This window comes from Micromonospora taraxaci (assembly GCF_007830095.1).
In the GTDB taxonomy this organism is placed as follows: domain Bacteria; phylum Actinomycetota; class Actinomycetes; order Mycobacteriales; family Micromonosporaceae; genus Micromonospora; species Micromonospora taraxaci.
The window spans coordinates 2245972-2270107 of record NZ_VIWZ01000001.1 but is presented as its reverse complement, the minus strand read 5'-3'; the positions used below and the strand labels follow the sequence as shown (position 1 = coordinate 2270107).

At 69.9% G+C, this 24136-nt stretch carries 20 protein-coding genes and 1 tRNA gene; 7 read left to right on the top strand and 14 right to left on the bottom strand.

What is annotated here, in order from left to right; genetic code table 11:
* Positions 1-82 precede the first annotated feature (82 nt).
* The 8 genes from polA to FHU34_RS10705 form a co-directional block, all read right to left on the bottom strand.
* On the bottom strand, positions 83-2782 hold the full coding sequence (gene polA, locus FHU34_RS10740; RefSeq protein WP_145779814.1) for a DNA polymerase I: 2700 nt from the start codon (positions 2780-2782) through the stop codon (positions 83-85).
* A 132-nt stretch (positions 2783-2914) separates the two neighbouring features.
* Positions 2915-3628 carry an ABC transporter ATP-binding protein gene (locus tag FHU34_RS10735; protein ID WP_145779813.1) on the bottom strand — a complete coding sequence of 238 codons (714 nt, stop codon included), beginning with the start codon at positions 3626-3628 and terminating at the stop codon, positions 2915-2917.
* Positions 3615-4556: an ABC transporter ATP-binding protein gene (locus tag FHU34_RS10730; protein ID WP_145779812.1), complete on the bottom strand. Its 942-nt coding sequence runs from the start codon at positions 4554-4556 to the stop codon at positions 3615-3617. The genes FHU34_RS10735 and FHU34_RS10730 overlap by 14 nt, the downstream gene beginning before the upstream one ends.
* Positions 4549-5727 carry a branched-chain amino acid ABC transporter permease gene (locus FHU34_RS10725; RefSeq protein WP_145779811.1) on the bottom strand — a complete coding sequence of 393 codons (1179 nt, stop codon included), beginning with the start codon at positions 5725-5727 and terminating at the stop codon, positions 4549-4551. Before FHU34_RS10725 ends, FHU34_RS10730 begins: the two co-directional genes overlap by 8 nt.
* Positions 5724-6707 (bottom strand): branched-chain amino acid ABC transporter permease, encoded by a 984-nt coding sequence (locus FHU34_RS10720; protein ID WP_145779810.1) that lies wholly within the window; start codon positions 6705-6707, stop codon positions 5724-5726. Before FHU34_RS10720 ends, FHU34_RS10725 begins: the two co-directional genes overlap by 4 nt.
* Before the next feature lie 67 nt (positions 6708-6774).
* A complete protein-coding gene (locus FHU34_RS10715) occupies positions 6775-7926 on the bottom strand; it encodes a branched-chain amino acid ABC transporter substrate-binding protein (RefSeq protein WP_145779809.1) in 1152 nt (383 codons plus the stop codon).
* A 355-nt stretch (positions 7927-8281) separates the two neighbouring features.
* Complete coding sequence (locus FHU34_RS10710; RefSeq protein ID WP_145779808.1) at positions 8282-9472, bottom strand: hypothetical protein; 1191 nt, start codon at positions 9470-9472, stop codon at positions 8282-8284.
* A gap of 61 nt (positions 9473-9533) precedes the next feature.
* Entirely contained in the window at positions 9534-10157 is a 624-nt protein-coding gene (locus FHU34_RS10705) for an ANTAR domain-containing response regulator (protein ID WP_088991522.1), read from the bottom strand.
* Positions 10158-10241: 84 nt separating this feature from the next.
* Here FHU34_RS10705 and FHU34_RS10700 point away from each other — a divergent pair.
* The 3 genes from FHU34_RS10700 (at position 10242) to FHU34_RS10690 (ending at position 11855) form a co-directional block, all read left to right on the top strand.
* Positions 10242-10324, top strand: a tRNA-Leu gene (locus FHU34_RS10700).
* Positions 10325-10682: 358 nt separating this feature from the next.
* Positions 10683-11105, top strand: a complete 423-nt coding sequence (locus FHU34_RS33610; RefSeq protein ID WP_244311609.1) for a hypothetical protein — start codon at positions 10683-10685, stop codon at positions 11103-11105.
* Positions 11106-11204: 99 nt separating this feature from the next.
* Positions 11205-11855, top strand: coding sequence for an NAD-dependent epimerase/dehydratase family protein (locus FHU34_RS10690; protein ID WP_145779806.1), 651 nt, complete (start codon positions 11205-11207; stop codon positions 11853-11855).
* On the opposite strand, the gene FHU34_RS10685 is transcribed toward FHU34_RS10690, so the two are convergent.
* Positions 11856-13034, bottom strand: a complete 1179-nt coding sequence (locus tag FHU34_RS10685; protein WP_145779805.1) for a trans-sulfuration enzyme family protein — start codon at positions 13032-13034, stop codon at positions 11856-11858.
* An 83-nt stretch (positions 13035-13117) separates the two neighbouring features.
* On the opposite strand from FHU34_RS10685, the gene FHU34_RS10680 reads away from it, so the two are divergent.
* Both FHU34_RS10680 and FHU34_RS10675 read left to right on the top strand, forming a co-directional pair.
* Positions 13118-13597, top strand: a complete 480-nt coding sequence (locus tag FHU34_RS10680) for an Lrp/AsnC family transcriptional regulator (RefSeq protein ID WP_088988500.1) — start codon at positions 13118-13120, stop codon at positions 13595-13597.
* Between the two features lie 12 nt (positions 13598-13609).
* The gene (locus FHU34_RS10675) at positions 13610-14653 is read left to right on the top strand and encodes an LLM class flavin-dependent oxidoreductase (RefSeq protein ID WP_208744960.1); all 1044 of its coding nucleotides are present in this window, start codon (positions 13610-13612) and stop codon (positions 14651-14653) included.
* 200 nt (positions 14654-14853) lie between these two features.
* On the opposite strand, the gene FHU34_RS10670 is transcribed toward FHU34_RS10675, so the two are convergent.
* Positions 14854-17088 carry a rhamnogalacturonan lyase family protein gene (locus FHU34_RS10670; protein WP_145779804.1) on the bottom strand — a complete coding sequence of 745 codons (2235 nt, stop codon included), beginning with the start codon at positions 17086-17088 and terminating at the stop codon, positions 14854-14856.
* Between the two features lie 243 nt (positions 17089-17331).
* On the opposite strand from FHU34_RS10670, the gene FHU34_RS10665 reads away from it, so the two are divergent.
* Positions 17332-18771, top strand: coding sequence for a pyridoxal-dependent decarboxylase (locus FHU34_RS10665; protein ID WP_244311608.1), 1440 nt, complete (start codon positions 17332-17334; stop codon positions 18769-18771).
* Positions 18772-18844: 73 nt separating this feature from the next.
* On the opposite strand, the gene FHU34_RS10660 is transcribed toward FHU34_RS10665, so the two are convergent.
* Complete coding sequence (locus tag FHU34_RS10660) at positions 18845-19831, bottom strand: sulfite exporter TauE/SafE family protein (RefSeq protein WP_244311607.1); 987 nt, start codon at positions 19829-19831, stop codon at positions 18845-18847.
* Positions 19832-20193: 362 nt separating this feature from the next.
* Positions 20194-20658, bottom strand: coding sequence for an RrF2 family transcriptional regulator (locus FHU34_RS10655; RefSeq protein ID WP_088988497.1), 465 nt, complete (start codon positions 20656-20658; stop codon positions 20194-20196).
* A gap of 256 nt (positions 20659-20914) precedes the next feature.
* Here FHU34_RS10655 and FHU34_RS10650 point away from each other — a divergent pair, with 256 nt between their 5' ends.
* Complete coding sequence (locus tag FHU34_RS10650) at positions 20915-21583, top strand: YceI family protein (RefSeq protein ID WP_145779803.1); 669 nt, start codon at positions 20915-20917, stop codon at positions 21581-21583.
* Between the two features lie 45 nt (positions 21584-21628).
* Here FHU34_RS10650 and FHU34_RS10645 read toward each other — a convergent pair whose 3' ends face one another.
* Together FHU34_RS10645 and pyk are read right to left on the bottom strand one after the other, a co-directional pair.
* On the bottom strand, positions 21629-22513 hold the full coding sequence (locus FHU34_RS10645) for an acyl-CoA thioesterase (RefSeq protein WP_145779802.1): 885 nt from the start codon (positions 22511-22513) through the stop codon (positions 21629-21631).
* On the bottom strand, positions 22510-23958 hold the full coding sequence (gene pyk / locus FHU34_RS10640) for a pyruvate kinase (RefSeq protein ID WP_145779801.1): 1449 nt from the start codon (positions 23956-23958) through the stop codon (positions 22510-22512). The genes FHU34_RS10645 and pyk overlap by 4 nt, the downstream gene beginning before the upstream one ends.
* Between the last annotated feature and the right edge of the window lie 178 nt (positions 23959-24136).

Sequence of the window (24136 nt, the reverse complement as noted above, 5' to 3'; positions counted from 1 at the left end):
GGGATCAAGCCCGACCGCCCGGAGTGGGTCGGGCTGCCCCGGAACCCCCTCACCGCACAGGCCAGGACACCCCGCAACCCAATCAGTGATCAGCGCTGTTCCAGTCCCGGCCTTCGCCCACCGACACCTCCAGGGGCACCGACAGCGGGTACGCCCCGCCCATCTCGTGGCGGACGAGTGCCTCCAATGCCTCCCGCTCGCCGGGTGCGACCTCGAAGACCAACTCGTCGTGCACCTGCAGCAGCATCCGCGAGCGCAGCCCGGCGTCGCCGAGCGCGGTGTCGACGTGCAGCATCGCGACCTTGATGATGTCGGCCGCGGAGCCCTGGATGGGGGCGTTGAGCGCCATCCGCTCGGCGATGTCGCGGCGCTGCCGGTTGTCGCTGACCAGGTCGGGCAGGTAGCGGCGGCGCCCCAGGATGGTCGAGGTGTAGCCGTCCTGGCGGGCTCGGGCGACGACCTGTTGGAGGTAGTCGCGCACCCCGCCGAAGCCGGCGAAGTAGTTCTCCATCAGCCCGCGCGCCTCTTCGGTGCTGATGCTGAGCTGTTGGGACAGGCCGAACGCGCTGAGCCCGTACGCCAGGCCGTAGTTCATGGCCTTGATCTTGCGCCGCTGGTCGGGGGTGACCTCGTCGAGCGGCACCCCGAAGACCGACGAGGCGGTGGCGGCGTGGAAGTCGGCGCCGGAGTTGAAGGCCTCGATGAGCGCGTCGTCCGACGACAGGTGCGCCATGATGCGCATCTCGATCTGGCTGTAGTCGGCGGTGAGCAGGCACTCGTAGCCCTCCCCCACCACAAAGGCGCGGCGGATACGCCGGCCCTCCTCGGTGCGGATCGGGATGTTCTGCAGGTTGGGTTCGGTGGAGGAGAGCCGACCGGTGGCCGCCACCGTCTGGTTGAAGGTGGTGTGGATCCGGCCGTCGTCGGAGACCGACTTCAGCAAACCGTCCACTGTCGACTTGAGCTTGGCCACGTCGCGGTGGCGCAGCAGGTGGGCCAGCACCGGGTGCGGCTGCTGGGCGTAGAGCCACTGCAGGGCGTCGGCGTCGGTGGTGTAACCCGTCTTGATCTTCTTGGTCTTCGGCAGACCCAGCTCGGTGAAGAGGATCTCCTGCAGCTGCTTGGGTGAGCCGAGGTTGAACTCCCGACCCACCGCCTCGTACGCGCCCTGCGCGGCGGCCTTCACCTCGGCGGCGAAGTGCGCCTCCAACTCGGACAGGTAGTGGGTGTCGGCGGCGATGCCGGTGCTCTCCATGCCGGCCAGCACCCGCATCAACGGCAGCTCGACCCCGGCCATCAGCCGGGCGGACTGCTCGCCGTCGCGGGACAGCTCGGCGTCGATCGCGTCGGCCAGGTCGAGGGTGGCGCGGGCCTGCAGCATCAGGTTCTGCTCGGCGACGCCCTCGTCGCCCAGCCCGTCGAGGGTGAGCTGGCCCGACTCGGGGACGTCGACCCGCAGCTCCCGGTGCAGGTAGCGCAGCGCCAGGTCGGTGAGGTCGTAGGAGCGCTGGTCGGGGCGGGCCAGGTATGCGGCGATCTGGGTGTCGCGGACGATGCCGGCGAGCTGCCAGCCGTGCGCGGCGCAGGCCAGCACGGCCGGCTTGCTGTCGTGCAGCACCTTGGGTCGCTGTGCGTCGGCCAGCCAGCCGGCGAGGGCACCCTCGTCGGTCGGGTCGAGACGCGCCGGGTCGACCCAGGCCGCCGCGCCGCCGGCGGTGGCCAACGCCAGACCGGTGATCGAGGCGGTGTGCCGGCGGTTGACGCCGGTGTCGAGCTTGACCGCCAGCCCGACCGGGGTGCCGGTCGGCGCGTGCGTTTCCAGCCAGCCGGCCAGTGCCCCGGGCTCGGTGAGCACCTCGCCGGAGAGGTCGAACCCGGACTCGGCCTCCGGCTCGACCGCCTCCAGGTACTGGTAGAGGCGGTCGCGCAGGATGCGGAACTCGAGGGTGTCGAACACCTGGTGCACGGCCTCCCGGTCCCACCCGGTCCAGCGGGTGTCCTCCGGGCGCAGCGGCAGCTCCAGGTCGGAGACGAGCCGGTTGATCTCGTAGTTGCGGATCACGTCGGCGAGGCGCTCCCGCAGGCTGTCACCGGCCTTGCCCTTGATCTCGTCGGCGCGGGCGATCACGCCCTCCACCCCGCCGTACGTGGTGATCCACTTAGCGGCGGTCTTCGGGCCGACGCCGGGGATGCCGGGCAGGTTGTCACTGGTCTCGCCGACGAGCGCGGCGAGGTCCCGGTACTGCTGCGGGCCGACGCCGTACTTCGCCTCGATCGCCGCCGGATCCATCCGGGCCAGGTCGGAGACGCCCTTGCGCGGGTAGAGGACGGTGATCTGGTCGTCGACCAGCTGGAACGCGTCCCGGTCACCGCTGCTGATCAGCACCGACATGCCCTGGTCGCGGGCCTGACAGGCGAGCGTGGCGATGACGTCGTCGGCCTCGAAGCCCTCCTTCTCCACCACCGGGATCTGGAGCGCGGCCAGGACCTCCTTGACCAGGCTGACCTGGCCCTTGAAGTCGTTCGGGGTCTCGCTGCGGCCGGCCTTGTACTCCGCGTACTGCTCGGTGCGGAAGGAACGGCGGGAGACGTCGAAGGCCACCACGATGTGGGTGGGCTGCTCATCGCGCAGCACGTTGATCAGCATCGACGTGAAGCCGTACACCGCGTTGGTCGGCTGACCCGTCGTGGTGGAGAAGTTTTCCACAGGCAGGGCGAAGAAGGCCCGGTATGCCATGGAATGTCCGTCGACGAGGAGCAGGCGCGGCGTCGTAGCTGTCACGGCAGCGACTCTAGTCCGTCGCACCGACATCCCTGGCCGGCGGCACCGGCGACGCGACACCGAAACCACAGCCGACCCGAACGCCGGCGGCCGGCCACCCCACGAGGGGTGACCGGCCGCCGCTCGGATGGCTCAGGCCACGCCGAGGTACGCCTCCTTGACCGACGGATCGTGCAGCAGGTCCTGACCGGACCCCTCCTTCACGATTCGACCGGTCTCCAGCACGTAGCCGCGGTGTGCCCGCGACAGCGCCTGCTGGGCGTTCTGCTCCACCAGCAGGATGGTGGTGCCCTGCTGGTTGATCTCCGTGATGATGTCGAAGATCTGCCGAATCACCAGCGGGGCCAGACCCATCGACGGCTCGTCGAGCAGCAGCAGCTTCGGACGGCTCATCAGCGCCCGGCCGACAGCGAGCATCTGCTGTTCGCCGCCGGAGAGCGTGCCGCCGGCCTGCTTGCGCCGCTCGGCCAGCCGCGGGAAGAGGGTCAGCACCCGGTCCAGGTCGGCGGCGATGCCGGCGGAGTCCCGCCGGGTGTACGCCCCCATGTCCAGGTTCTCCATCACCGTCATACCCGGGAAGATCTGCCGTCCTTCCGGCGACTGACACAGCCCCCGGACCACCCGCAGGTCGGCCCGGAGCTTGCTGATGTCCTCACCGTTGAACGTGATCTTCCCCTCGGACAGCGACCGGGTCCCCGAGATGGCCCGCATCGTGGTGGTCTTGCCGGCGCCGTTCGCGCCGATCAGGGCCACCACCTCACCCTCGTTGACGGTGAGGCTGATGCCGTGCAGCGCCTCGATCCGACCGTAGGCGACGGCGACGTTCTCCAACTCAAGCAGCGTCATCGGCGGGCTCCCCCAGGTACGCGGCGATCACCTTCGGATCGCGGCTGACCTCCGCGGGCGCACCCTCGGCGATCTTGCGGCCGAACTCCAGCACCACGATCCGATCGGTGACGCCCATGACCAGCCGCATGTCGTGCTCGATGAGCAGCACGGTCAGGCCCATGTCCCGGATCTTGCGGATCAGGGTGAGGAGCTCCTCCTTCTCCGCCGGGTTGAAGCCGGCGGCCGGCTCGTCCAGGCAGATCAGCTTCGGCTCGGTGGCCAGCGCGCGGGCGATCTCCAACCGACGCTGGTAGCCGTACGGCAGGTTGCGCGCCTCGTCGTTGGCCCGGTCGGCGATGCCGACGAAACGCAGCAACTCCAACGCCTTGGCCTCGGCCGCCCGCTCCTCCAGGATGTGCCGGGACAACCCGAACGTCTTGGCGAACGTCCGGCGCGTCTCCTGCCACGTCCGCTGGATGCCCGCCTCGGCGGTCACCTGCGGCAACTCGTGCGGCTTCGGCTTCTTCCGGGGCACCCGGAAGATCGCACCGGGCACGCTGGTCCGGTGCCGGGAGTCCGTGCCGACCATGACGTTCTCCAGCGCCGTCATCTCCGGGAAGAGACGGATGTTCTGGAACGTCCGGGAGATGCCCAACTGGCTGATCTGGTGCGGCTTACGGCCGGTCACCTTCTGGCCGCGGAACAGGACAGCCCCGGAGGTCGGCTTGTACACGCCGGTCATCACGTTGAAGCTGGTGGTCTTGCCGGCGCCGTTCGGCCCGATGAGGCCGAGGATCTCGCCCTCGTAGATCTGGAAATTAATCTTGTCGAGGGCGACCACACCACCGAAGCGGAGCGTGACGTCGTTGACTTCGAGCAGCACCGACCGAGGTCCGGGCTGAGCCGGGATCTTCGGCGCGGACGTGCTGGTGGTCTGGTCAGACATGAGCGGGCGCCTCCTCTGCCTCCGCCGCGCGGTCCTTCAACTCGCGGGCTCGCCGCCGGCTCGGGATCAGACCCTGCGGACGCAGGATCATCACCAGCACCATGGCCAGACCGAAGACCAGCCACCGGTAGTCGGCGAAGTCGCGGAACCGTTCCGGCAGGTACGCCAGCAGCACCGCGCCGAGCGAGACACCGAGCATGTTGCCGGAGCCGCCGACCACGACCATCGCGACGAAGAGAATCGAGAGGTTCGCGTTGAACTGGGTCGGGTCGATGAACGCGTTACGACTGCCAAAGAGGAAGCCCGCCAGGCCGCCGAGCGCCGCGCCCATGGCGAACGCCCAGAGCTTGAACTTGAACGGGTACACGCCCATCACCGCGGCCGCGTCCTCGTCCTCGCGGACGGCGAGCCAGGCACGACCCACCCGGCTGTGCTCCAACCGGCGGACCACGATCACCATCAGCAGCACGAAGGTAATCGCCAACCAGTACCAGGGCTTCGCGTCGATCAGACCGAAGACCTTGTTGTCCGCCGAGGGCGCACCCTCCGGGCCGGGAATGGCAGAGATACCTACCGGACCGTTGGTGACCCCGGTGGCGTTGCGGGCCACGATCCGGATGATCTCACCGAAGCCGAGCGTCACGATTGCGAGGTAGTCACCGCGCAGCCGCAGCGTCGGCCAGCCCAGCAGCACCCCGGAGATCATCGTCAGCACGATCGCGATCAGCAGACAGATGCCCCAGGTCACCGCCCACGTCGGCGGCAGGTCGAACTCCTGCTGGATCCACTTGACCACCGGCGAGTTCACCGAACCGAACAGCGCCACGCTGTACGCGCCGATGGCGAAGAACCCGATGTAGCCGAGGTCGAGCAGGCCGGCGAGGCCGACCACCACGTTCAGACCGATCGCGACCAGGACGTAAATGGCGCAGACGAAGAGCACGCCCGCCCAGTTGTTGCCGCCCTCGATCGAGTCGGTACGCAGGTCGTTCAGACCGGGGACCATGAGACCACCGGGCAGCTTGCCCAGGTACGGCAGGGAATAGACGAAAACGAGCAGGGCGACCACGCCGATGGCCTTCTGCCACTTCGGCAGCGCCTGCCAGCGCTCGCCGATCGAGGTCAGGAAACCGACCCGGCGGCGGTCTGCGGTGCGAATCTTGTCGATCATGCGCGGGCCCTCCCGAGCGACTCACCCAACAGGCCGGTGGGCCGGAACATCAGCACCACGATCAGCACCACGAAGGCGATGACGTCCTCCCAGTTGGACGCGAAGAGCGTCGCACCGTAGACCTCCACGATGCCCAGGAAGAGGCCACCCAGCAGCGCGCCGCGCAGGTTGCCGATGCCACCGAGCACCGCGGCGGTGAACGCCTTCAGGCCGAGCACGAAGCCGATGCTGTTCTGGGTGAAGCCGAACCGCATGCTCCACAACAGCGCGGCCGCGCCGGCCATGATGCCGCCGAGCACGAAGATCAGCATGATCACGCGCTCCTGGTTGACGCCCATCAGCGCGGCGGTCTCCGGGTTCTGGGCCACCGCCCGCACGCCCCGGCCGTACCGGGTGCGGTTGATGAACCAGTCCAGGAGCGCCATCATCGCCACGGCCGCGACGAAGACGATCAGCTGGATGTTCGTGATCGCCGTGTTGCCGATGGTGAACAGGGTCTCCTGCTGGATGATCGTCGGCATACCGACGATCTGGCGGGGCCGACCGAACACATCCGGCAACGCGCCACCGAGCAGCTTCGGCAGCACCTGCCCGAAGAGCTCGACGAAGACCAGGGACAGACCGATCGCGGTGATCAGGAAGATCAGCGGTGGCGCGTTCTTGCGCCGCAGTGGCCGGTAGGCGACCCGCTCGAGCGCGAGAGCCGTACCGCCCGAGGCTGCCGCCGCGACGACCAGACCGAGTACCAGGAACAGGATCGCCTGGCCGATAGGCGGGTTATTTTCCACCCCGAGCTGGTTCCAGAGGATCAGCACCGCGAAGGTACCGACCATGAACACCTCGGAGTGCGCGAAGTTGATCAGGCGAAGGACGCCGTAGACGAGGGTGTAGCCAAGGGCGATCAGGGCATAGATGGCGCCCTTGGACAGGCCATCGACCGTGTGCTGGCCGAGATGGCCGATCAGTTCATCGAAATGCACCGGGGGTCTCCTTGAATCGAGTGCGGCCGGGGTGAGACACCCCGGCCGCACTCCATTGCGTGGGGCGTCAGCTGAGCTTGAGCTCCTGCAGCGCCTCGATGGCCTCGCCCTTGATCTGGTAGGCCCAGATGACGACCTTCGTCGGGTCAACGTCACCCTTGGCGTCGAACTTGATGTACTTCGACACACCCTGCTTGTCGTACGACTTCACGAACGCCAGGATGTCCGCCCGGCTCTTCTTGCCAGCCTTGAAGGCGTCCAGGTAGATCGTCGCGCCGTCGAAGCCCTCAGCGCCGTAGGAGCCCGGCGGGATGCCGAACTTCTTCTGGTAGTCGGCGGAGAAGGTGCCGCCGGCCTTGTCGGCCGGGAGGCACGGGCAGGTGATGATCGCGCCCTCGGCGCCACCGGAGGCACCCTTCGGGAACGCGGTGTCGTACAGACCGTCCGGGCCGACGAACTTGGCCTGGACACCGGCGGCACGCATCTGCTTCACCAGCGGAGCGGCCTCACGGGTGTAACCGCCGTAGAAGACGAAGTCCGCCTGAGCGGCCTTGATCTTGGAGACGGTGGCGTCGAACTGCGTCTGCCGCTCCTGGATCTTGTCCTTGTTCACGACCAGCGGGCCGAGCTGCTTGCCCAGCTCGTCGGTGATGCCGGCGCCGTAGGCGCTGGCGTCGTCGACCATGAAGACCTTCTGCGCGTTCTGGGTCTTCAGGTAGCTCGCGACCGCACCAGCCTGCGTGCCGTCGTTGCCGACGACGCGGTAGAAGGACGTGTTGCCCTTCTGGGTCAGGTCGGTCCGGGTCGCCGAGGGGCTGACCATCGCCAGGCCGGCGGCCTGGTAGATCGGCATCGTCGCGTCCGACTCACCCGAGAAGTGACCACCGATGACGCCGAGGAACGAGTTGTCACCGGCGATCTGGTTCGCGAACGGGGTCGCCACCGCGGGGTCACCCTGGGTGTCGAACTCCTGCATGGTGACCTTGCAGTTCGGGTTCGCGGTGTTGAACTGCTCCACGGCGAGCTTCGCGCCGTTCAGCGACGGGATCACCAGACCCGCGTTGTCACCAGTGAACGCGCCGAAGATCGCGATCTTGCCACCGCAGTCACCGGACGCGGTCCCACCCTCGCCGCTGCCGGAATCCTGGCAACCAGCCGCGACCACCAGGGTCGCGGCGAGCGCAACGGTGCCCAGCGCCCGTACATAGCTTCGCCTCACGGCTTCCTGACCTCCTCCAGATGCGGACCTGGCTGACCCGAAGCGACGGCGACAGCAGCAGACCGCAATTCCACCCACCCCGCAGGGACTCCCCCTGCGTTACGGCTCGTGATGGCGGAGCGTACCGACACCGCATACCGTCCCGGAAGGCCTGAACGCGGGGTCTGCGAAACCGTTACGAAGACGTGGGCAATCTTGTCGATGTCCGTCACAGGTGAATCGGCCAGACGGTCCTTAAGCGCGCGCCCGGTCCGAATCCCACCCACGCTCAGACGGGCCGCTCCGACCCGGAACAAGCGTCGCTGAGCTGCAAAAACAGCGCGCTCGGGCCGCCGCACCACAGCACAGTCGGCTTTCAGACCCCGGTGCCGGCCGCCCACCACAACCCGGCTCTGGTGCCGTCGTCCGCAGCCAGCCACCACCGGTCACCCACCGCCACCAGCGTCACGTCCCGGTCGACACCCGCCGGCACATCGAGCGGCATCGCAGCCTCCCGCCACGACCCACCACGATCCGTCGACACCCACACCGAATGCCGCGCACCGTCGACCACCGCGGCGAACAGCCGATCGCCCGACGACACCAGCGACGTCACCGCCGGCACCCCCGCGCCGGCCCGCCGCCCGAACGTCCCGGCCGCCACCCAGCCCGCCGCCTCCTGCCGCCACGCGCCGAACGTCGACCCCCGCAGCCCGACCGCCACCGGCACACCGCCGACCAGCACCACCCGCTGCAACTCCTCGTACTCCGAACCGCCCGGCAGCACAGTGCGCCGCCACGACCGACCATCCGGCGACGACCAGACCGCCGGGTCCCGGTCGATCCGACCGGCCGGCAGGAGACCACCCACCGCCAACCAGCCCGACGACGTCGCCACCGAGTCGAACGCCCAGGTCACCCCCACCGCATCACTGGCCAACTCCGGAGCACCCTCGACCAGCGCGAACTCCGCCGCGTCCGGCGACCCCACCCAGGAAGCCGCCCCCGCCGAACGGTTGCCGACGATCAACCAACCCTGCGCACCGGCCGTCAGGCGGGACACGTTCACCGCCGTCGGCCCGCCGTACGTCTCGAACGACGCCTGCACCTCGACCAGCGCGCCATCGGCCACCTGCCGCCACGTGCTCACCCGCGGATAACCGTGCGCGCCACCGACCTTCGCGCCGATCAGCGCCGCCTTCCCGTCCCGGCAGGCCACCGACAGGAACACGTTCTGCCGACCGTAGAAGGAATCCGGACGCACCGGCAGCACCGTCCAGGTCGCACCGTCCACACTGGTCCAGGCCGCCGGACGTGTGCCGCCCTCGGCGTCGACGACACCACCGACCACGAACCACCGGCCCGCGCACGACACCGCGTCACGTACCAACGGACGCCCCGCACCACCCGGCGGCGCCGGCAGCGTCAGCGGCTGCCAAGCCGGCCGCGACGCCGGCGCGGCGGCCGCCGTCGTCGGCTCGCCGCCGCTCGGCGCGGCCGGCCCGTCGCACCCGGCAAGAGCCAGCGCGAAGAGGCCGAACACCGCGATCACCCGTCGGACGGACACACGTCGATGCTAACCACCGGAGGTCACGCGGGGCGTCCCCCCGCGCGCCACGGTCAGGCGCTCAGACGGTCGGCTGCTGCGACACCTCGCCGCCAGCGGTCTCCGCGAGGATCCGCTCGGCGACCTCCTTCATGGTCATCCGGTGGTCCATCGCCGTGCGCTGGATCCACTTGAACGCCTGCGGCTCGGTCATCCCGTACGTGGTCATCAGCGCGCCCTTGGCCCGCTCCACCGCCTTGCGGATCTCCAGGCGGTCGGTCAGGCTCGCGACCTCCGCCTCCAGGGCCGCGACCTCCGAGTAACGCGACAGCGCGATCTCCACCGCCGGGACCAGGTCGCTCTTCTGGAAAGGCTTCACGAGGTACGCCATCGCGCCGGCCGCCCGCGCCCGCTCCACCAGGTCACGCTGACTGAACGCGGTCAGGATGATCACCGGGGCGATTCGGGCGCCGGCGATGCGCTCGGCGGCGGCCAGCCCATCCATGATCGGCATCTTGATGTCGAGGATGACCAGGTCGGGCTTCAGTTCCTCGGCGAGGCGGACGGCTGTCTCACCGTCTCCGGCCTCCCCCACCACCTCGTAACCCTCTTCGACAAGCATCTCGGCGAGGTCCAGCCGGATCAGCGCCTCGTCCTCGGCGATCAGTACGCGCCTGCGCTCGGCATCCGTCGGCATCTCAGCCACCAGCCCTACCCCCACCATCGATCACTGCACGGCTACCCACCCATGCTCCCGCATGAGAGTAGTCGGGTACAGTAAGCGCCACCCGCCGGGATGGTGGAACGGCATACACGGAAGTCTCAAACACTTCTGCCCGAAAGGGCTTGCGGGTTCGAATCCCGCTCCCGGCACTTTGTCATACACCTGTTCGATGATGTGGGCGTGCATCCACCGCAGATGCGGGCGCGAGCTCGCGCCCTACGCGCTCACGGACACCCCATCCACGCTGTGGCTCGCAGGCTCTCCGTGCCATACAGCACGGTCTGGCACTGGTGCGTGGATCGACCCGAGCCGGTGAAGCGCGGCACGGAGCTACGGTGCTTCCGGTGCCGGCCGGATGTCGACAATCCGACCGACCCCGCCGCCTACGCCTACCTGCTCGGTCTCTACCTAGGCGACGGCCACCTGGTGACAACGGCACGCGTCCCCGTGTTGCGCATCTACTGTTCCGATGGGTGGCCCGGGTTGATTGAGGCGTGCGATGTGGCCATGCGCGCCGTTCTGGCGTCGAAGGTGCAGCGGGTCCAGAAACAGGGTTGCGTCGGCGTGCAGAGTTACGGCAGCCACTGGCCGTGCCTGCTGCCACAGCACGGTCCCGGCAAGAAGCACGAGCGACCGATCGTCCTGACCGACTGGCAACGGCCGATTCTCGAAGTTCATCCCGGCGACTTCCTGCGCGGGCTCTTCCACTCCGACGGCTGCCGAACAGCCAACCGGGTCACGACGCGAGGTCGGCACTACATCTACCCGCGCTACATGTTCGTCAACGAGTCGTCCGACATCATGGGGCTGTGTCAGTGGGGCCTGGACCTGCTGGGCGTCGCCTGGCGGATGAACCGCCGCAATTCGCTGTCGGTAGCCCGGCGTGACGCCGTCGCCACACTGGACCGGCACGTCGGCCCGAAGTCCTGACTAGCGGCGGCGCGCCGGTAGGGCGGTTCCCGCCCTCAAGGAAGATGAGTCGATCAGAGCAACGTCGCGCGTGACTGTCGACGACAGGGGTGGGTGCTGATGCGGGTGGCGATTTTCGGTGCGACAGGCATGGTCGGCCAGGGCGTGTTGCGGGAGGCGCTGCTCGCCGAGGACGTGCGGGAGGTGCTCACCGTCGGCCGCAGGCCGACCGGTCAGCGGGATCCGAAGCTGCGGGAGCTGACGGTCGCGGACGTGGGCGACCTGTCGTCGGTGCGCGCCGAGTTGGCCGGCGTGGACGCGTGCTTCTACTGCCTGGGCGTGTCCTCGCTGGGTCTGGACGAGGCCGCGTACACCCGGGTGAGTTACGACTACCCGCTGGCGGCGGCGCGGTTGCTGGCCGAGGTGAGTCCGCAGGTGACGTTCGTCTACGTCTCGGGTGTCGGCACGGATTCGTCGGGTCAGGGTCGGGTCATGTGGGCGCGGGTCAAGGGCCGTACCGAGAACGCAATCATGGAGCTGCTGCCCAACGGCTACGCGGCACGGCCCGGGTTCATCCAGCCGACGTACGGTGCGGTGTCGAAGACCCGGTGGTACCGGTTCGGGTACGCGGTCACCCGTCCGCTGTTCCCGGTGTTGCGGCGGCTGCTGCCGAACCAGGTCACCACGACGGACGGGATCGGTCGGGCGATGCTGCGGGTGGCTCGGGAGGGTTCGCCGACGCGCGTGTTGGGCAACCGCGAGCTGCGCTGATCAGACGATCGTGGCGAGGGCCTGGGCGAGGTCGGCGCGCAGGTCTTCGGGGTCTTCGAGGCCGACCGAGAGGCGCAGCAGACCGGCGCCGGGTTTGGCGTCGCCTTCGACGGGCCGGTGGGTGAGCGAGGCCGGGTGCTGGATGAGGGTGTCGACGCCGCCGAGCGACACCGCGTGGGTGATGAGGTGGCAGGCGCCGGCGACTGTCGCCGCTGCGGGTGCGCCGCCGCGTACCTCGAAGGCGAGCAGGCTGCCGGGTCCGGCCATCTGGCGGCCGACCAGCGCCGCCGGGTCGTACACCGAGGGGTGGTGCACCCGGTGTACGGCGGGGTGGTCGGCGAGCCAGCCGGCGAGTTTCTCGGCGGTGGCCTGTTGGGCGCGGACCCGCAGCGGCAGGGTTTGCAGGCCGCGGTGCAGCAGGTAGCCGCCGAGCGGGTGCAGGATCGCGCCGGTGACCGCGCGGACCTGGCGGAGGCGCGCGGCCCAGTCGGCGTCGCAGGCGACGACGCCGGCGAGCACGTCGCCGTGTCCGCCGATGCTCTTGGTGGCGCTGTGCAGGACGAGGGTGGCGCCGTGCCGGGCGGGTTGTTGCAGCACGGGGGTGGCGACGGTGTTGTCGACCAGCAGCGGGATGTCGCCGGCCGCGGCGGCGAGGGCGGCGATGTCGACCAGGTCGAGGGTGGGGTTGGCGGGCGTCTCGACGATGACCAGCGCGGTGTCGGGTCGGATGGCGGCGGCGACCTCGTCGGGGCGCGCCCAGGTGACTGTGGTGCCGAGCAGGCCGGTGGCGAGGACGTGGTCGGTTCCGCCGTAGAGGGGGCGGACGGCGACGACGTGGCGGCGGTCGTCGCGGGCGGCGGCGAGCACTGTGGCGGTGAGGGCGGCCATGCCGCTGGCGAAGGCGACGGCCTGCGCGGTGCCCTCCAGTTCGGCGAGGGCGGTTTCGAAGCGGGCGACGGTGGGGTTCCAGAGCCGCTGGTAGACGGCGCTGCCGTCGGCGGGGAGGGTGCCGCCGGTGGCGAGCTGCTCGTACGCGGCGCCGCCGTCGTCGACCGAGGGCAGCGGGTTGGTGGTGGACAGGTCGATGGGCGGTACGTGCACGCCGAGGGTGCGTAGGTCGTCGCGGCCGGCGTGTACGGCCCGGGTGTCCACCGTCGTCATGCCGGTAGCGTCGAACATCTACCAATGAACAGGCAATGCTTCGGCAGATCATTCTGTCAGGTGGCTTGGTTTTGCTGATGGATTCGGGCGAGGATGGCGGAATGCCTCCTGAGCCGAACGATGTGCGGCCGTATCCGGCCCTGGACGAGGTGGACCGCGCGATCCTCACCGAACTGGCCGCGGATGGTCGCCTGCCGAACAACGCGCTCGCCGAGCGGGTGGGGGTCGCGCCGTCGACGTGCCTGACCCGCACCCGGGCGCTGCGCGAGCGGGGCGCGATCCGTGGTTTCCACGCCGAGGTGGATCCGGCCGCGCTCGGTCTGCCGTTGCAGGCGTTGGTGTCGGTGCGGCTGACCGCGCACGAGCGGGCGGCGGTGGACGCGTTCCGGGCCCGGTCGGTGCGGCTGCCGGGGGTGGTGTCGGTGTTCCACGTGGCCGGCGCGGACGACTACGTGCTGCACGTGCGGGCGGCGTCGGGTGACGCGTTGCGGGACTTCGTGCTGGACCATCTGGCTGTCGACCCGGTGGTGCAGCACACCCAGACCAGCCTGATCTTCGAGCAGGCGCGCGGGGTGGGTTGAGCGTCGGTTGGAATGAACGGGCAGGCCGGGGAGTTGGCACACCGTGTGATCACCGTACCGTTGTCTGTTCTTGATCTTGCCCCGGTCGCCAAGGGCACCACTGTCGGCGCGGCCCTGGAGGCCACCACCGAGCTGGCGCGACGCACCGAGGAGTTGGGCTACCGCCGATTCTGGGTGGCCGAGCACCACAACATGCCGGCGATCGCCAGCTCGGCTCCCGCGGTGCTGCTGGCTCACCTGGCCGCGAACACCTCGACGATCCGCCTCGGTTCGGGCGGCGTGATGCTGCCCAACCACGCGCCGCTCGTGGTGGCCGAGCAGTTCGGCACCCTCGAAGCGCTGCACCCGGGTCGGATCGACCTGGGCATCGGCCGGGCGCCGGGCACCGACCAGGTGACGGCGCTGGCGCTGCGGCGCACCATGGAGGGCCTGTCCGCGGAGCACTTCCCCCGCGAGCTGGCGGACCTGATGAACTACTTCAGCGGCGAGAAGCCCGGGCAGATCATCGCCATGCCGGGCCAGGGCACCCAACCGGCCGTGTGGCTGCTGGGCTCCAGCGGGTTCAGCGCCCAACTCGCCGGTCTGCTCGGTCTGCCGTTCTCGTTCGCGCACCACTTCAGCTCGGGGAACACCCTGCCGGCGCTGGCCCTGTACCGGCAGAACTTCCGGCCGTCGCAGTGGTTGGACAAGCCGTACGCGATGGTGGCGGTCAACGCGGTCTGCGCGGAGACCGACGAGCGAGCCGAGTGGCTGGCCGGGCCGAGCGCGTTGTCGTTTCTGAAGCTGCGCTCCGGGAAGCCCGAGCCGCTGTCGACGCCCGACGAGGCGGCGGCGTACCCGTACTCCGAGTTCGAGAGGGAGTTCGTCCTGCAACGCCGTGACGGTCAGGCGATGGGCTCGCCGGAGACGGTGCGCCGGCAGCTGACCGAGCTGGTGGAGCGCACCGGCGCGGACGAGCTGATGCTGACCACGTTGGTGTACGACGTGAAGGACCGGGTGCGGTCGTACGAGCTGATCGCCGAGCAGGTGGCGGGCGGTCTGCACCGGACGGCGTGAAACACGATCTTCACGTCAGCGTCACCCCGCCGACCCGGACGGTGCCTAATGTTGGTTCCGGTGGTGGTACGGCACTCTCGGTCGGGACGGGTCGAGAATGCCGCGGTGTGGCGCACCGGGCCGGAGCTGAGCGGATTCCGCGGCTGCGGCCCGGTGCCTGCCACCCTAGGCGACCCCGTCCGGGACCACCAGGGGTCAGATCAGCGTAGGTGGATGTTCGGCGTGGGCGGGGTGCTGCCCATCCCGTTGCCGATGAAGAACCCCGGGTGCGGCGGTTGGTTGTACGCCGTGTTCTGCCAGGCGATGGCCACCCGATACTGCGGGTCGTGCATCAGGGTGTAGAGCCGGACGCTGGTCGGGGTGGGTGTGCTGTAGATGCGCAACGCCCGGCTGTCGGTGGTCCGCCAGATCACCTCCTCGCGCCAGTCACCGAGGATGTCGCCGGAGAGCGCCGGCGTGGACTTGGTGCCGTTGTTGGACGCCACCCCGCTGCCGTCGAGCAGCCGGGTCTCGCCGCCGGTGCCGTACTTGTCGATCTTCGTGCTGTCGAGCAGTTCCCGCACCGGGTCGCCGTCCCACCAGGCGAGGAAGTTCGCCGACGACGGCTTACGGCCGACGTTCTGCCCCCTGGTGTTGGCCAGCCCGGAGGCCGCCGACGACCACGACTCCGCGCCGGGGCTGCCCGCCCAGATGTCCGCCGAGACACCCCGGCCGTTGTCGCCCGAGGCCGGCGTGGACCAGAGCACCTGACCGGTACGGGCGTCCGCGAAGTAGGAGCTGGGCTTGCTGCCGTCCTCGTCGACCTTGAACACCTCCAGGCCGGAGCGGCTCGGGTCGAGGTCCCCGACGTGCAGGGCGTCGCCGTGCCCGTTGCCGGTGGAGTGCAGCAGCCGACCGTTGTCGTCGACGGTGGCCGCGCCGTACACGATCTCCTGACGGCCGTCACCGTCGACGTCGGCCACGGAGAGCTGGTGGTTGCCCTGTCCGGCGGCGGCACCGTTACCGGAGGAGTTCGAGTCGAACGTCCAGCGCTTGGTCAGCGTGCCGTTGCGGAAGTCCCAGGCCGCGATCACCGCGCGGGTGTAGTAACCCCGGGCCATGATCAGCGAGGGGCGCTGCCCGTCCAGGTACGCGGTGCCGGCGAGGAAACGGTCCACCCGGTTGCCGTACGAGTCACCCCAGGACGACACCGTGCCGCGTGGCGGGTCGTAGGTGACGGTGGAGAGGATCGCGCCGGTCTGGCCGTTGAACATGGTCAGGTACTCCGGGCCGCTGAGCACGTAACCGCTGGAGTTGCGGTAGTCCGCCGACGAGGACCCGATGACCTGACCGGTGCCGGAACGGGTGCCGTCGGCGGTCTTCATGGCCACCTCCGCGCGGCCGTCACCGTCGTAGTCGTACACCTGGAACTGGGTGTAGTGGGCGCCGGCCCGGATGTTGCGGCCCAGATCGACCCGCCACAGCCGGGTGCCGGTGAGGGTGTACGCGTCGACGTAGACGTTGCCGGTGTAGCCGGACTGGGAGTTGTCCTTGGCGTTCGACGGATCCCACTTCAGCACGATCTCGTAGGTGCCGTCGCCGTTGAGGTCACCGACCGAGGCGTCGTTGGCGCTGTAGGTGTAACTCTCGCCGCTGGGCGTGCTGCCGCCGGCCGGGACCTGCAACGGCACGTCCAGGTAACCCGCGCCGAACTGCAACGCCGGTGCCGACGCCGCCTGCTCGACGCCGTCGACAACGGCCCGCACGGTGTACGCCGAGCCGGCCGCCGCTCCGCTGTCGAGGTAGTTGGTGGCACCGGTGATCGGGCTGGCGTTGACCCTGGTGGAGCCGCGGTACAGGTTGAACGACACAGCGGAGTTCTCGGTGCCGAGCAGCCGCCAGGAGACCAGGTTGCCGCTGCCGGAGCGGACGCTGATCAGCCCTCGGTCCAGGTTCTCCATCTGCAGCCCCCCGCTGGTCGGCGGCGGCGTGGTGGGCGGTGGTGTGGTCGGCGGCGGGGTGGTGGGCTCGCCGGTGGGCGGGGCGCCGGTGCAGACGGTGCCGTTGAGCGTGAAGCTGCCCGGCACCGGGTTGCTGCCGGTCCACGAACCGTTGAACCCGAACGAGGCGGAGCCGTTCGTGGCGAGGCTCGCGTTGTGGTCGACGTTGCGGGCGGTGACCTGGGCACCGGACTGGGTGACGACGGCGTTCCACGCCTGGGTGACCTGTTGGCCAGCCGCGTACGACCAGGTGAGGGCCCACCCGTTCACCGGGTCGCCGAGGTTGGTGACGGCGACGTTGGCACCGAAGCCGCCCTGCCACTGGTTCGTGATCTGGTAGTCGACGCGGCAGCCGACGGCGGCGGCCGAGGCGGTGACCGTGGCGAGGGTGCCGGCCACGACGGCGGCGGCCGTGGTGCCGGCGAGCAGGATCAGCCGATGTCTGGACTGGTGCATGGAGTGCCTCCGGGGATCCGGTGATGACCGCTGTGGCCCACTGGCCCTGCCCGGGAAGCACAGTGGATCGGCCCGGCCGCGGCGGCGGCGGACGGCGGTCTGATCGGGGGTGAACGCCCTGGAACTCACGGATCCGGCTCAAGCCGCATCGTAGGGCAAGCGCTTTCCGCTCCGCAATATCGATGCCCGTCGCTTCCATGCCGGGTCTTGCGTCGGCGATCGATGCCTGATCAACTCGTTGAGGTGACCGCTCCGCACATGGACCCCGACGAATTCCGCCGCGCCGGCCACGCCGTCGTCGACTGGATCGCCGACTACTGGGCGACAGTCGGGCAACTGCCGGTCGCCCCGTCCGACCCGCCCGGCACTGTCGCCGCCGCCCTGCCCACCACACCACCCACCACCGGCGGCGAACCGGTCGAGGCGGTCCTCGCCGACCTGGACGCGATCGTCGTACCGGGGCTGACCCACTGGCAACACCCCAGCTTCTTCGGCTACTTCCCGGCCAATACCTCCGGCCCCAGCGTGCTCGGCGACCTGGTCAGCTCCGGGCTCGGTGTGCAGGGCATGCTCTGGGCCACCAGCCCCGCCAGCACCGAGTTGGAAACGGTGGTGATGGACTGGCTGGCGCACCTACTGGACCTGCCACAGCGGTTCCGTTCGACCGGCACCGGCGGCGGCGTCATCCAGGACTCCGCCTCCTCGGCGACCCTGGTGGCCACCCTCGCGGCACTGCACCGGGCCAGCGGGGGCCGCTGGCGCGACACCGGCATCGACCGGCGCTACCGCGCCTACACCTCCACCCACGGGCACTCCTCCATCGAGAAGGCCGCCCGGATCGCCGGGCTGGGCAGCGACGGGGTCCGCGCCATCGACGTCGACCCGGACACCCAGGCGCTGCTGCCCGCCGTGCTCCGCGCCGCCATCGACGCCGACCTGGCCGCCGGTGACGTACCGGCCATCGTGGTGGCCACCATCGGCACCACCTCCACCACCGCCGTCGACCCGATACCGGAGATCGGGGCCATCTGCGCGGAGTACGGCATCTGGCTGCACGTCGACGCCGCGTACGCGGGCGCCGCCGCCGTCTGCCCCGAACTACGGTGGTCACACGCCGGCCTGGAGTACGCCGATTCGTACTGCTTCGACCCGCACAAGTGGCTGCTCACCGGCTTCGACTGCGACGCGTTCTGGGTGGCCGACCGCGCCGAGCTGATCGAGGCGCTGACAGTGCTGCCGGAGTTCCTGCGCAACGCGGCCTCCGACTCCGGCGCGGTGATCGACTACCGCGACTGGCAGGTGCCACTGGGTCGACGCTTCCGGGCCCTGAAACTGTGGTTCGTGCTGCGCTGGTACGGTGCCGAAGGGTTGCAGGCACACATCCGCTCCGGCGTACGGCTCGCCGAACGGTTCGCCGAGCAGGTTCGCGCCGACGACCGGTTCGAGGTGGCGGCGGCGCACCCGTTCGCGCTGGTCTGCTTCCGGCTGCGTGCCGACGACGACGTCAACGCCGCACTGCTCGCCTCGGTGAACGCCACCGGACGCGTACACCTGACGCACACCCGGGTCGCCGGCCGCTACACGCTGCGGATGGCCATCGGCTCCCCGCAGACCACCGAAACGCACATCGACGACGCCTGGACCCTGCTCGCCGCCACTGCCAAGGACCTCCTCACCCCCTGACGCGCCCCACGCGCGTCGGATCTTGGCGAGGGGCGCCTGGCGCGGACGGCCGTCGAGCGGTTGGGGACGGGGTTCAGCGTGGGTTGGGCGTACCCGTCGGGGTCAGCTCGGCCGGGACCGCGACGGCGGCGACAGCGCCGACAAGGGGGGCCGGAGCGGGCGCGGTGGAAGAGTTCGCAGCCTGGGCGGCCTCGGCGCGTGCCCGCCGGGTGCGGCGCAGGGCTCGCACGGCCAGCACCAGGGCGGCAAGCCAGCCGACGGCCAGGAGGGCGTACACGGTGGGGCGGACCGGGCCGTCCAGTTCGGCGGAGCGGATCAGGGTGCGGGCGTTGGTCAGCACGATCACACCACCGACCGCCGCGCCGAGCAGTTGGGCGGGCACGATCCGTACCAGCCAGGCGGCCAGCGGGGCGGCGATGAGCCCGCCGACCAGCAGCGCGGCGACGGTGGGGAGCAGGAACCCTTCGGTGCCCAGCCCGATCAGGAAGCCGACGCTGGCCGCGCCGGCCACGACGAACTCGGCGGTGTCCACCGAGCCGATCACCTTGCGGGGTTCCATCCGGCCGGAGACCAGCAGCGCCGGGGTGGCCACCGGGCCCCACCCGCCGCCGCCGGTCGCGTCGACGAAGCCCGCGACCAGGCCCAGGGGGCCGAGGAAGCGACCGCGGAGCCGCCCGCCGACCCGATCGGTGCGCAACGGGCGGGCGAAGCGGATCAGCAGGTACGCACCGAGCGTGAAGAGGATGCCGGCCATCCACGGCGCGGCGGCTTCGGTGGAGATCGAGCTGAGCACTGTGGCGCCGGCGAAGGCACCGATCGCGCCGGGCAGGGCGATGCGGGTCACCACTCGCCAGTCGACGTTGCCGAACCGCCAGTGCGCGACCCCTGCGGCGAGCGTGGTGCCGATCTCGGCCAGGTGCACCGACGCCGAGGCGGCGGCCGGGGCGACTCCGGCGACCAGCAGCAGCGTGGACGAGGTCAACCCGTACGCCATGCCGAGCGAACCATCGATCAACTGCGCGACGAGCCCGACCAGAGCGAGGACCAGTAGCTTGCGCACGAGCGCCCCCTGACTTTTCGGTATCTCCTATCGACTTGGTCGACAATGCGGCACGGGGCAGTCAGGGTCAAGCCCCTATCGGTGGATGGGACGCCACCGCGTGGCGCGCGCCGACGGGCCAACCACGCAGGGCACCCAGACAGGACCGCAGCGCGACGCACCCGCAGGCACGGCGTTTCCCGCTTCACCAATTTGCGATCTTGGACAGTTTCCGTTCGCGCCGAACGGAAACTGTCCAAGATCTCCCGACCGCCGGTGCCGGACGCGACCACAGCGGAGCGCGACACGACACCGCGGGCCATGACGCGGCGCAGCCACCACGACGCGCTACCGCGGACGCACGGCGTGTGGCTGGAGAGCGCTCAGGTCCAGGCGCGCGGGTCGGCGACCAGCTCGGTGACCCGCGCGGGCAGGGTGCCTGCTGCGACGTCGGCGACGCTGACCAGTTCGAGGATTTCGCGCTCGCTCGCTCGCAACGCGATCCAGACTTCCTGGAGCGCCCGGGCGGGGCCGTGGTAGCCGAGTTGTTCGGGGCGCTGCCCGCGTACGTGCGCGAGGGGCCCGTCGATCACCCGGATGACCTCGGCGAGGGAGATCTCCTCGGCGGGGCGGGCCAGCCAGTAGCCGCCTTCCGGGCCACGCTGGGCGTGCACGATGCCGCCGCGGCGCAGCTGGAGCAGGATGCTCTCCAGGAACTTCGGCGGGATCTCCTGGGCTCGGGCGATCTGGTCGGCCGTGACCGGCCGGCCGCGTCCCGGACCACTGGCCGTCGCGGCGAGCTCGGCGGCCGCGCGGAGGGCGTAGTCGACCCGGGCGGAGAGGCGCATGTCGGCAAGGTTAGCCGCTGGTCGTCCGGGCGGGCGGGCGACCCTCGGCCGATCGGACGCGCATCGACGAATACCCGTGAATTCACGCCCCTCGGGGAGGACCGGTGAAGTGCGTCATGATCCACGACAAGGTGGCTGCCGAAAAGCCGTTCCGGAGCGTCCCTATGCTGGGCGGGAGTACGACTGTCTGGCCGTTTACCCAACCGCCGGCACATATTGATAAACGCCCGGGCACACTCGGGGGGAAGGCACCACGATGACCGATACCGCGACACGTACCTGGGATGGCATGACCATCCCGGTGGCCGGCACCTATCTCCTCGATCAGGCGCACAAGCGGATCGGTTTCCTGTCCCGGCACATGATGGTGAGCCCGGTACGCGGTGAGTTCGCCGAGGCCACCGCGCAGGTCTTCGTGGCGGAGGACCCGCTGCTCTCCTCGGTGACGGCGACCATCACGACGGCCAGCATCACCACCGGGAGCGTCGACCGGGACACCCATCTCAAGAGCGCCGACTTCCTGGACGTGGAGCGCTTTCCGACCCTCGAATATCGAAGCACCGGCATTAAATGGCAGGGCAACGACAACCCCATATTCCAGTGGGCCCGTCTGCGCAACCATCGGCTGGGCGGACGAGGCCGGAGTCACATTATTCCGCCGCAGTCCGAGGGCATGCCCGGACGATTCGTCCTCACCGGTGAGTTGACGGTGAAGGGCATCACCCGGGCTGTCGACCTGGAGGTGAATTTCGGCGGCGCACGTCAGGATCCGTACGGGCAGAACATTTTCGGGTTCAGCGCGACGGCCGAGATCAACCGCGAGGACTACGGCCTGCTCTGGAACGTCGTCCTGGAGAGCGGCGGGGTGCTGGTCGGTAAGACGGTGCAGATCGAGATCGCCGGCGAGGCGATCTACCAGGGCTGACCCTCGTCATCCCCGCCAGAGGCCTGGCGGGGATGGGCGACAGCGTCAGGCGCCGACGCGGCGGAGCAGACCCTCCTGGACGGCGCTGGCGATCTGCTGGCCGTCGGTGGTGAACATCCGACCGGTGGCCAGCCCGCGGGCCCCGGACGCCGACGGACTCAAGCAGTCGTAGAGGAACCATTCGTCGGCACGGAACGACCGGTGGAACCACAGGGCGTGGTCCAGGCTCGCGCCGACCAACCCGCCGGGCCCCCACACCTCGCCGTGCGCGGAGAGCACCGAGTCGAGCAGGGTGAGGTCCGAGGCGTAGGTGAGCGCGCAGGCGTGCAGCAGCGGATCGTCGGGCAGTTTGCCGTCGATGCGCATCCAGACCCGTTGGTGCGGGTCGGCGGGCCGGTCGCCGGGGCGCACCCAGCCGGGCTCCCCCACGTAACGCACGTCGATCGGCCGCGGGATCTGACCCCAGATGCCGAGCCGCTCCGGGTAGCGGGCGAGCCGGTCCGACATCGTCGGCACGTCCTGCGGCAGGGGTACGTCCAGCGGAGCGGTGACCTGGTGGTCCAGCCCCTCCTCGGCCCGCTGAAAGGACGCCGACATGAAGAAGATCGGCTTGCCGTGTTGGAGGGCGACCGAGCGGCGTACCGAGAACGACCGTCCGTCGCGGATGTTCTCCACCTGGTACTCGATCGGTTCGACCGGGTCGCCGGGGCGGACGAAGTAGCCGTGCAGGGAGTGCACGAACCGCTCCGGGTCGACGGTGCGGCCGGCGGCGACCAGGGCCTGACCGGCAACCTGGCCGCCGTACACCCGTTGTGGACCGACCGGGGGGCTCATCCCCCGGAAGGTCATCTCGCCGGTCGGGTCGAGGTCCAGCACTTCCAGGAGCTGGTCCACGGCGGCCTGGCCGACCGCGACCCGACCGTCGCTCACTGCAGGGCCCGCGCCGACGCCGCGTCGACCAGCGAACCGAGCTGGTGTACGCGCAGCGTGTTGGTCGAGCCGGGAGTGCCGGGCGGGCTGCCCGCCACGATCACCACGTAGTCACCGGGGTTGGCCCGGTTGAGGCCGAGCAGCGCCTGGTCGACCTGACGGAACATGTCGTCGGTGTGCTGCACGAACGGCATCAGGAAGGTCTCCACGCCCCAGGTGAGGGCGAGCTGGTCGCGCACCTCGGGGACCGGCGTGAAGGCCAGCAGCGGCAGGTCGCAGTGCAGGCGGGACAGCCGTCGGACGGTGTCGCCGGTCTGCGAGAAGGCGACGAGCGCCTTGGCGTTGATGGCCCGGGCGATCGACGAGGCGGCGACGGTGAGCGCGCCACCGTGGGTACGCGGGTCGTGCTGTAGGCGGGGAACGCCGATCGAGCCGGACTCGGTGGTCGTCACGATCTTGGCCATGGTGCTGACGGTCAGCACCGGGTACTTGCCGACGCTGGTCTCGCCGGAGAGCATCACCGCGTCCGCGCCGTCGAGCACCGCGTTGGCGACGTCGGAGGCCTCCGCGCGGGTGGGGCGGGAGTTCTCGATCATGGAGTCGAGCATCTGGGTGGCCACGATGACCGGCTTGGCATTTTCCCGGCACAGCTGCACGGCGCGCTTCTGGACCAGGGGGACCTGGTCCAGTGGCATCTCGACACCGAGGTCACCGCGGGCGACCATGACGCCGTCGAAGGCCAGCACGATGGCCTCGAGGTGCTCCACCGCCTCCGGCTTCTCGACCTTGGCGAGCACCGGGCGGAACACGCCCTCCTCGGCCATGATGCCGTGCACGAGCTTGATGTCCTCCGCGGAGCGGACGAAGGAGAGCGCGACCAGGTCGACGCCGAGCCCGAGGGAGAAACGCAGGTCCTCGGCGTCCTTGTCCGACATCGCGGGGACGCTGACCGCCACGTTGGGCAGCGAGACGCCCTTGTTGTTGGAGACCGGGCCGCCCTCGGTGACCAGGCAGCGGATGTCGTTGCCGGTGACGTCGCTGACCTCGACGGCGACCCGACCGTCGTCGATCAGCAGCCGGTCGCCGGGCTTCACCTCGTGCGGCAGCCTGGTGTAGGTGCAGGAGACCCGCTCCTTGGTGCCGAGGATGTCGTCGCCGGTGATCACGACCGAGTCGCCGGTGCGCCACTCGTGCGGGCCGTCGGCGAACTTGCCGAGCCGGATCTTGGGACCCTGGAGGTCGGCGAGGACGGCCACCGGCTTACCTGCCGCCTCGGACGCCTCCCGGACCAGTCGATAGACCGCCTCGTGGTCGGCGTGGCTGCCGTGGCTGAAGTTGAGCCTCGCCACGTTCATGCCGGCCTCGACGAGACCCCGGATGCGCTCCGGGGACGAGGTGGCGGGACCAAGAGTGCAGACGATCTTCGCGCGGCGTGTCACGCCCATCAGGCTAGTCTCTCCTTCAGGTCGGACTCGGGACCGACCCATTGCAGGCAGGGGAACTTGTGTCCAACGACGCGCGGCGCGCGTCGGGCCGGCGGGCGGAACCACACCGGGAACGTTGTGGCGACGGGCAACAGCGACCGCGCGCCGGGAATCGTACGCCTCCGGTGGCGTGCGCTGT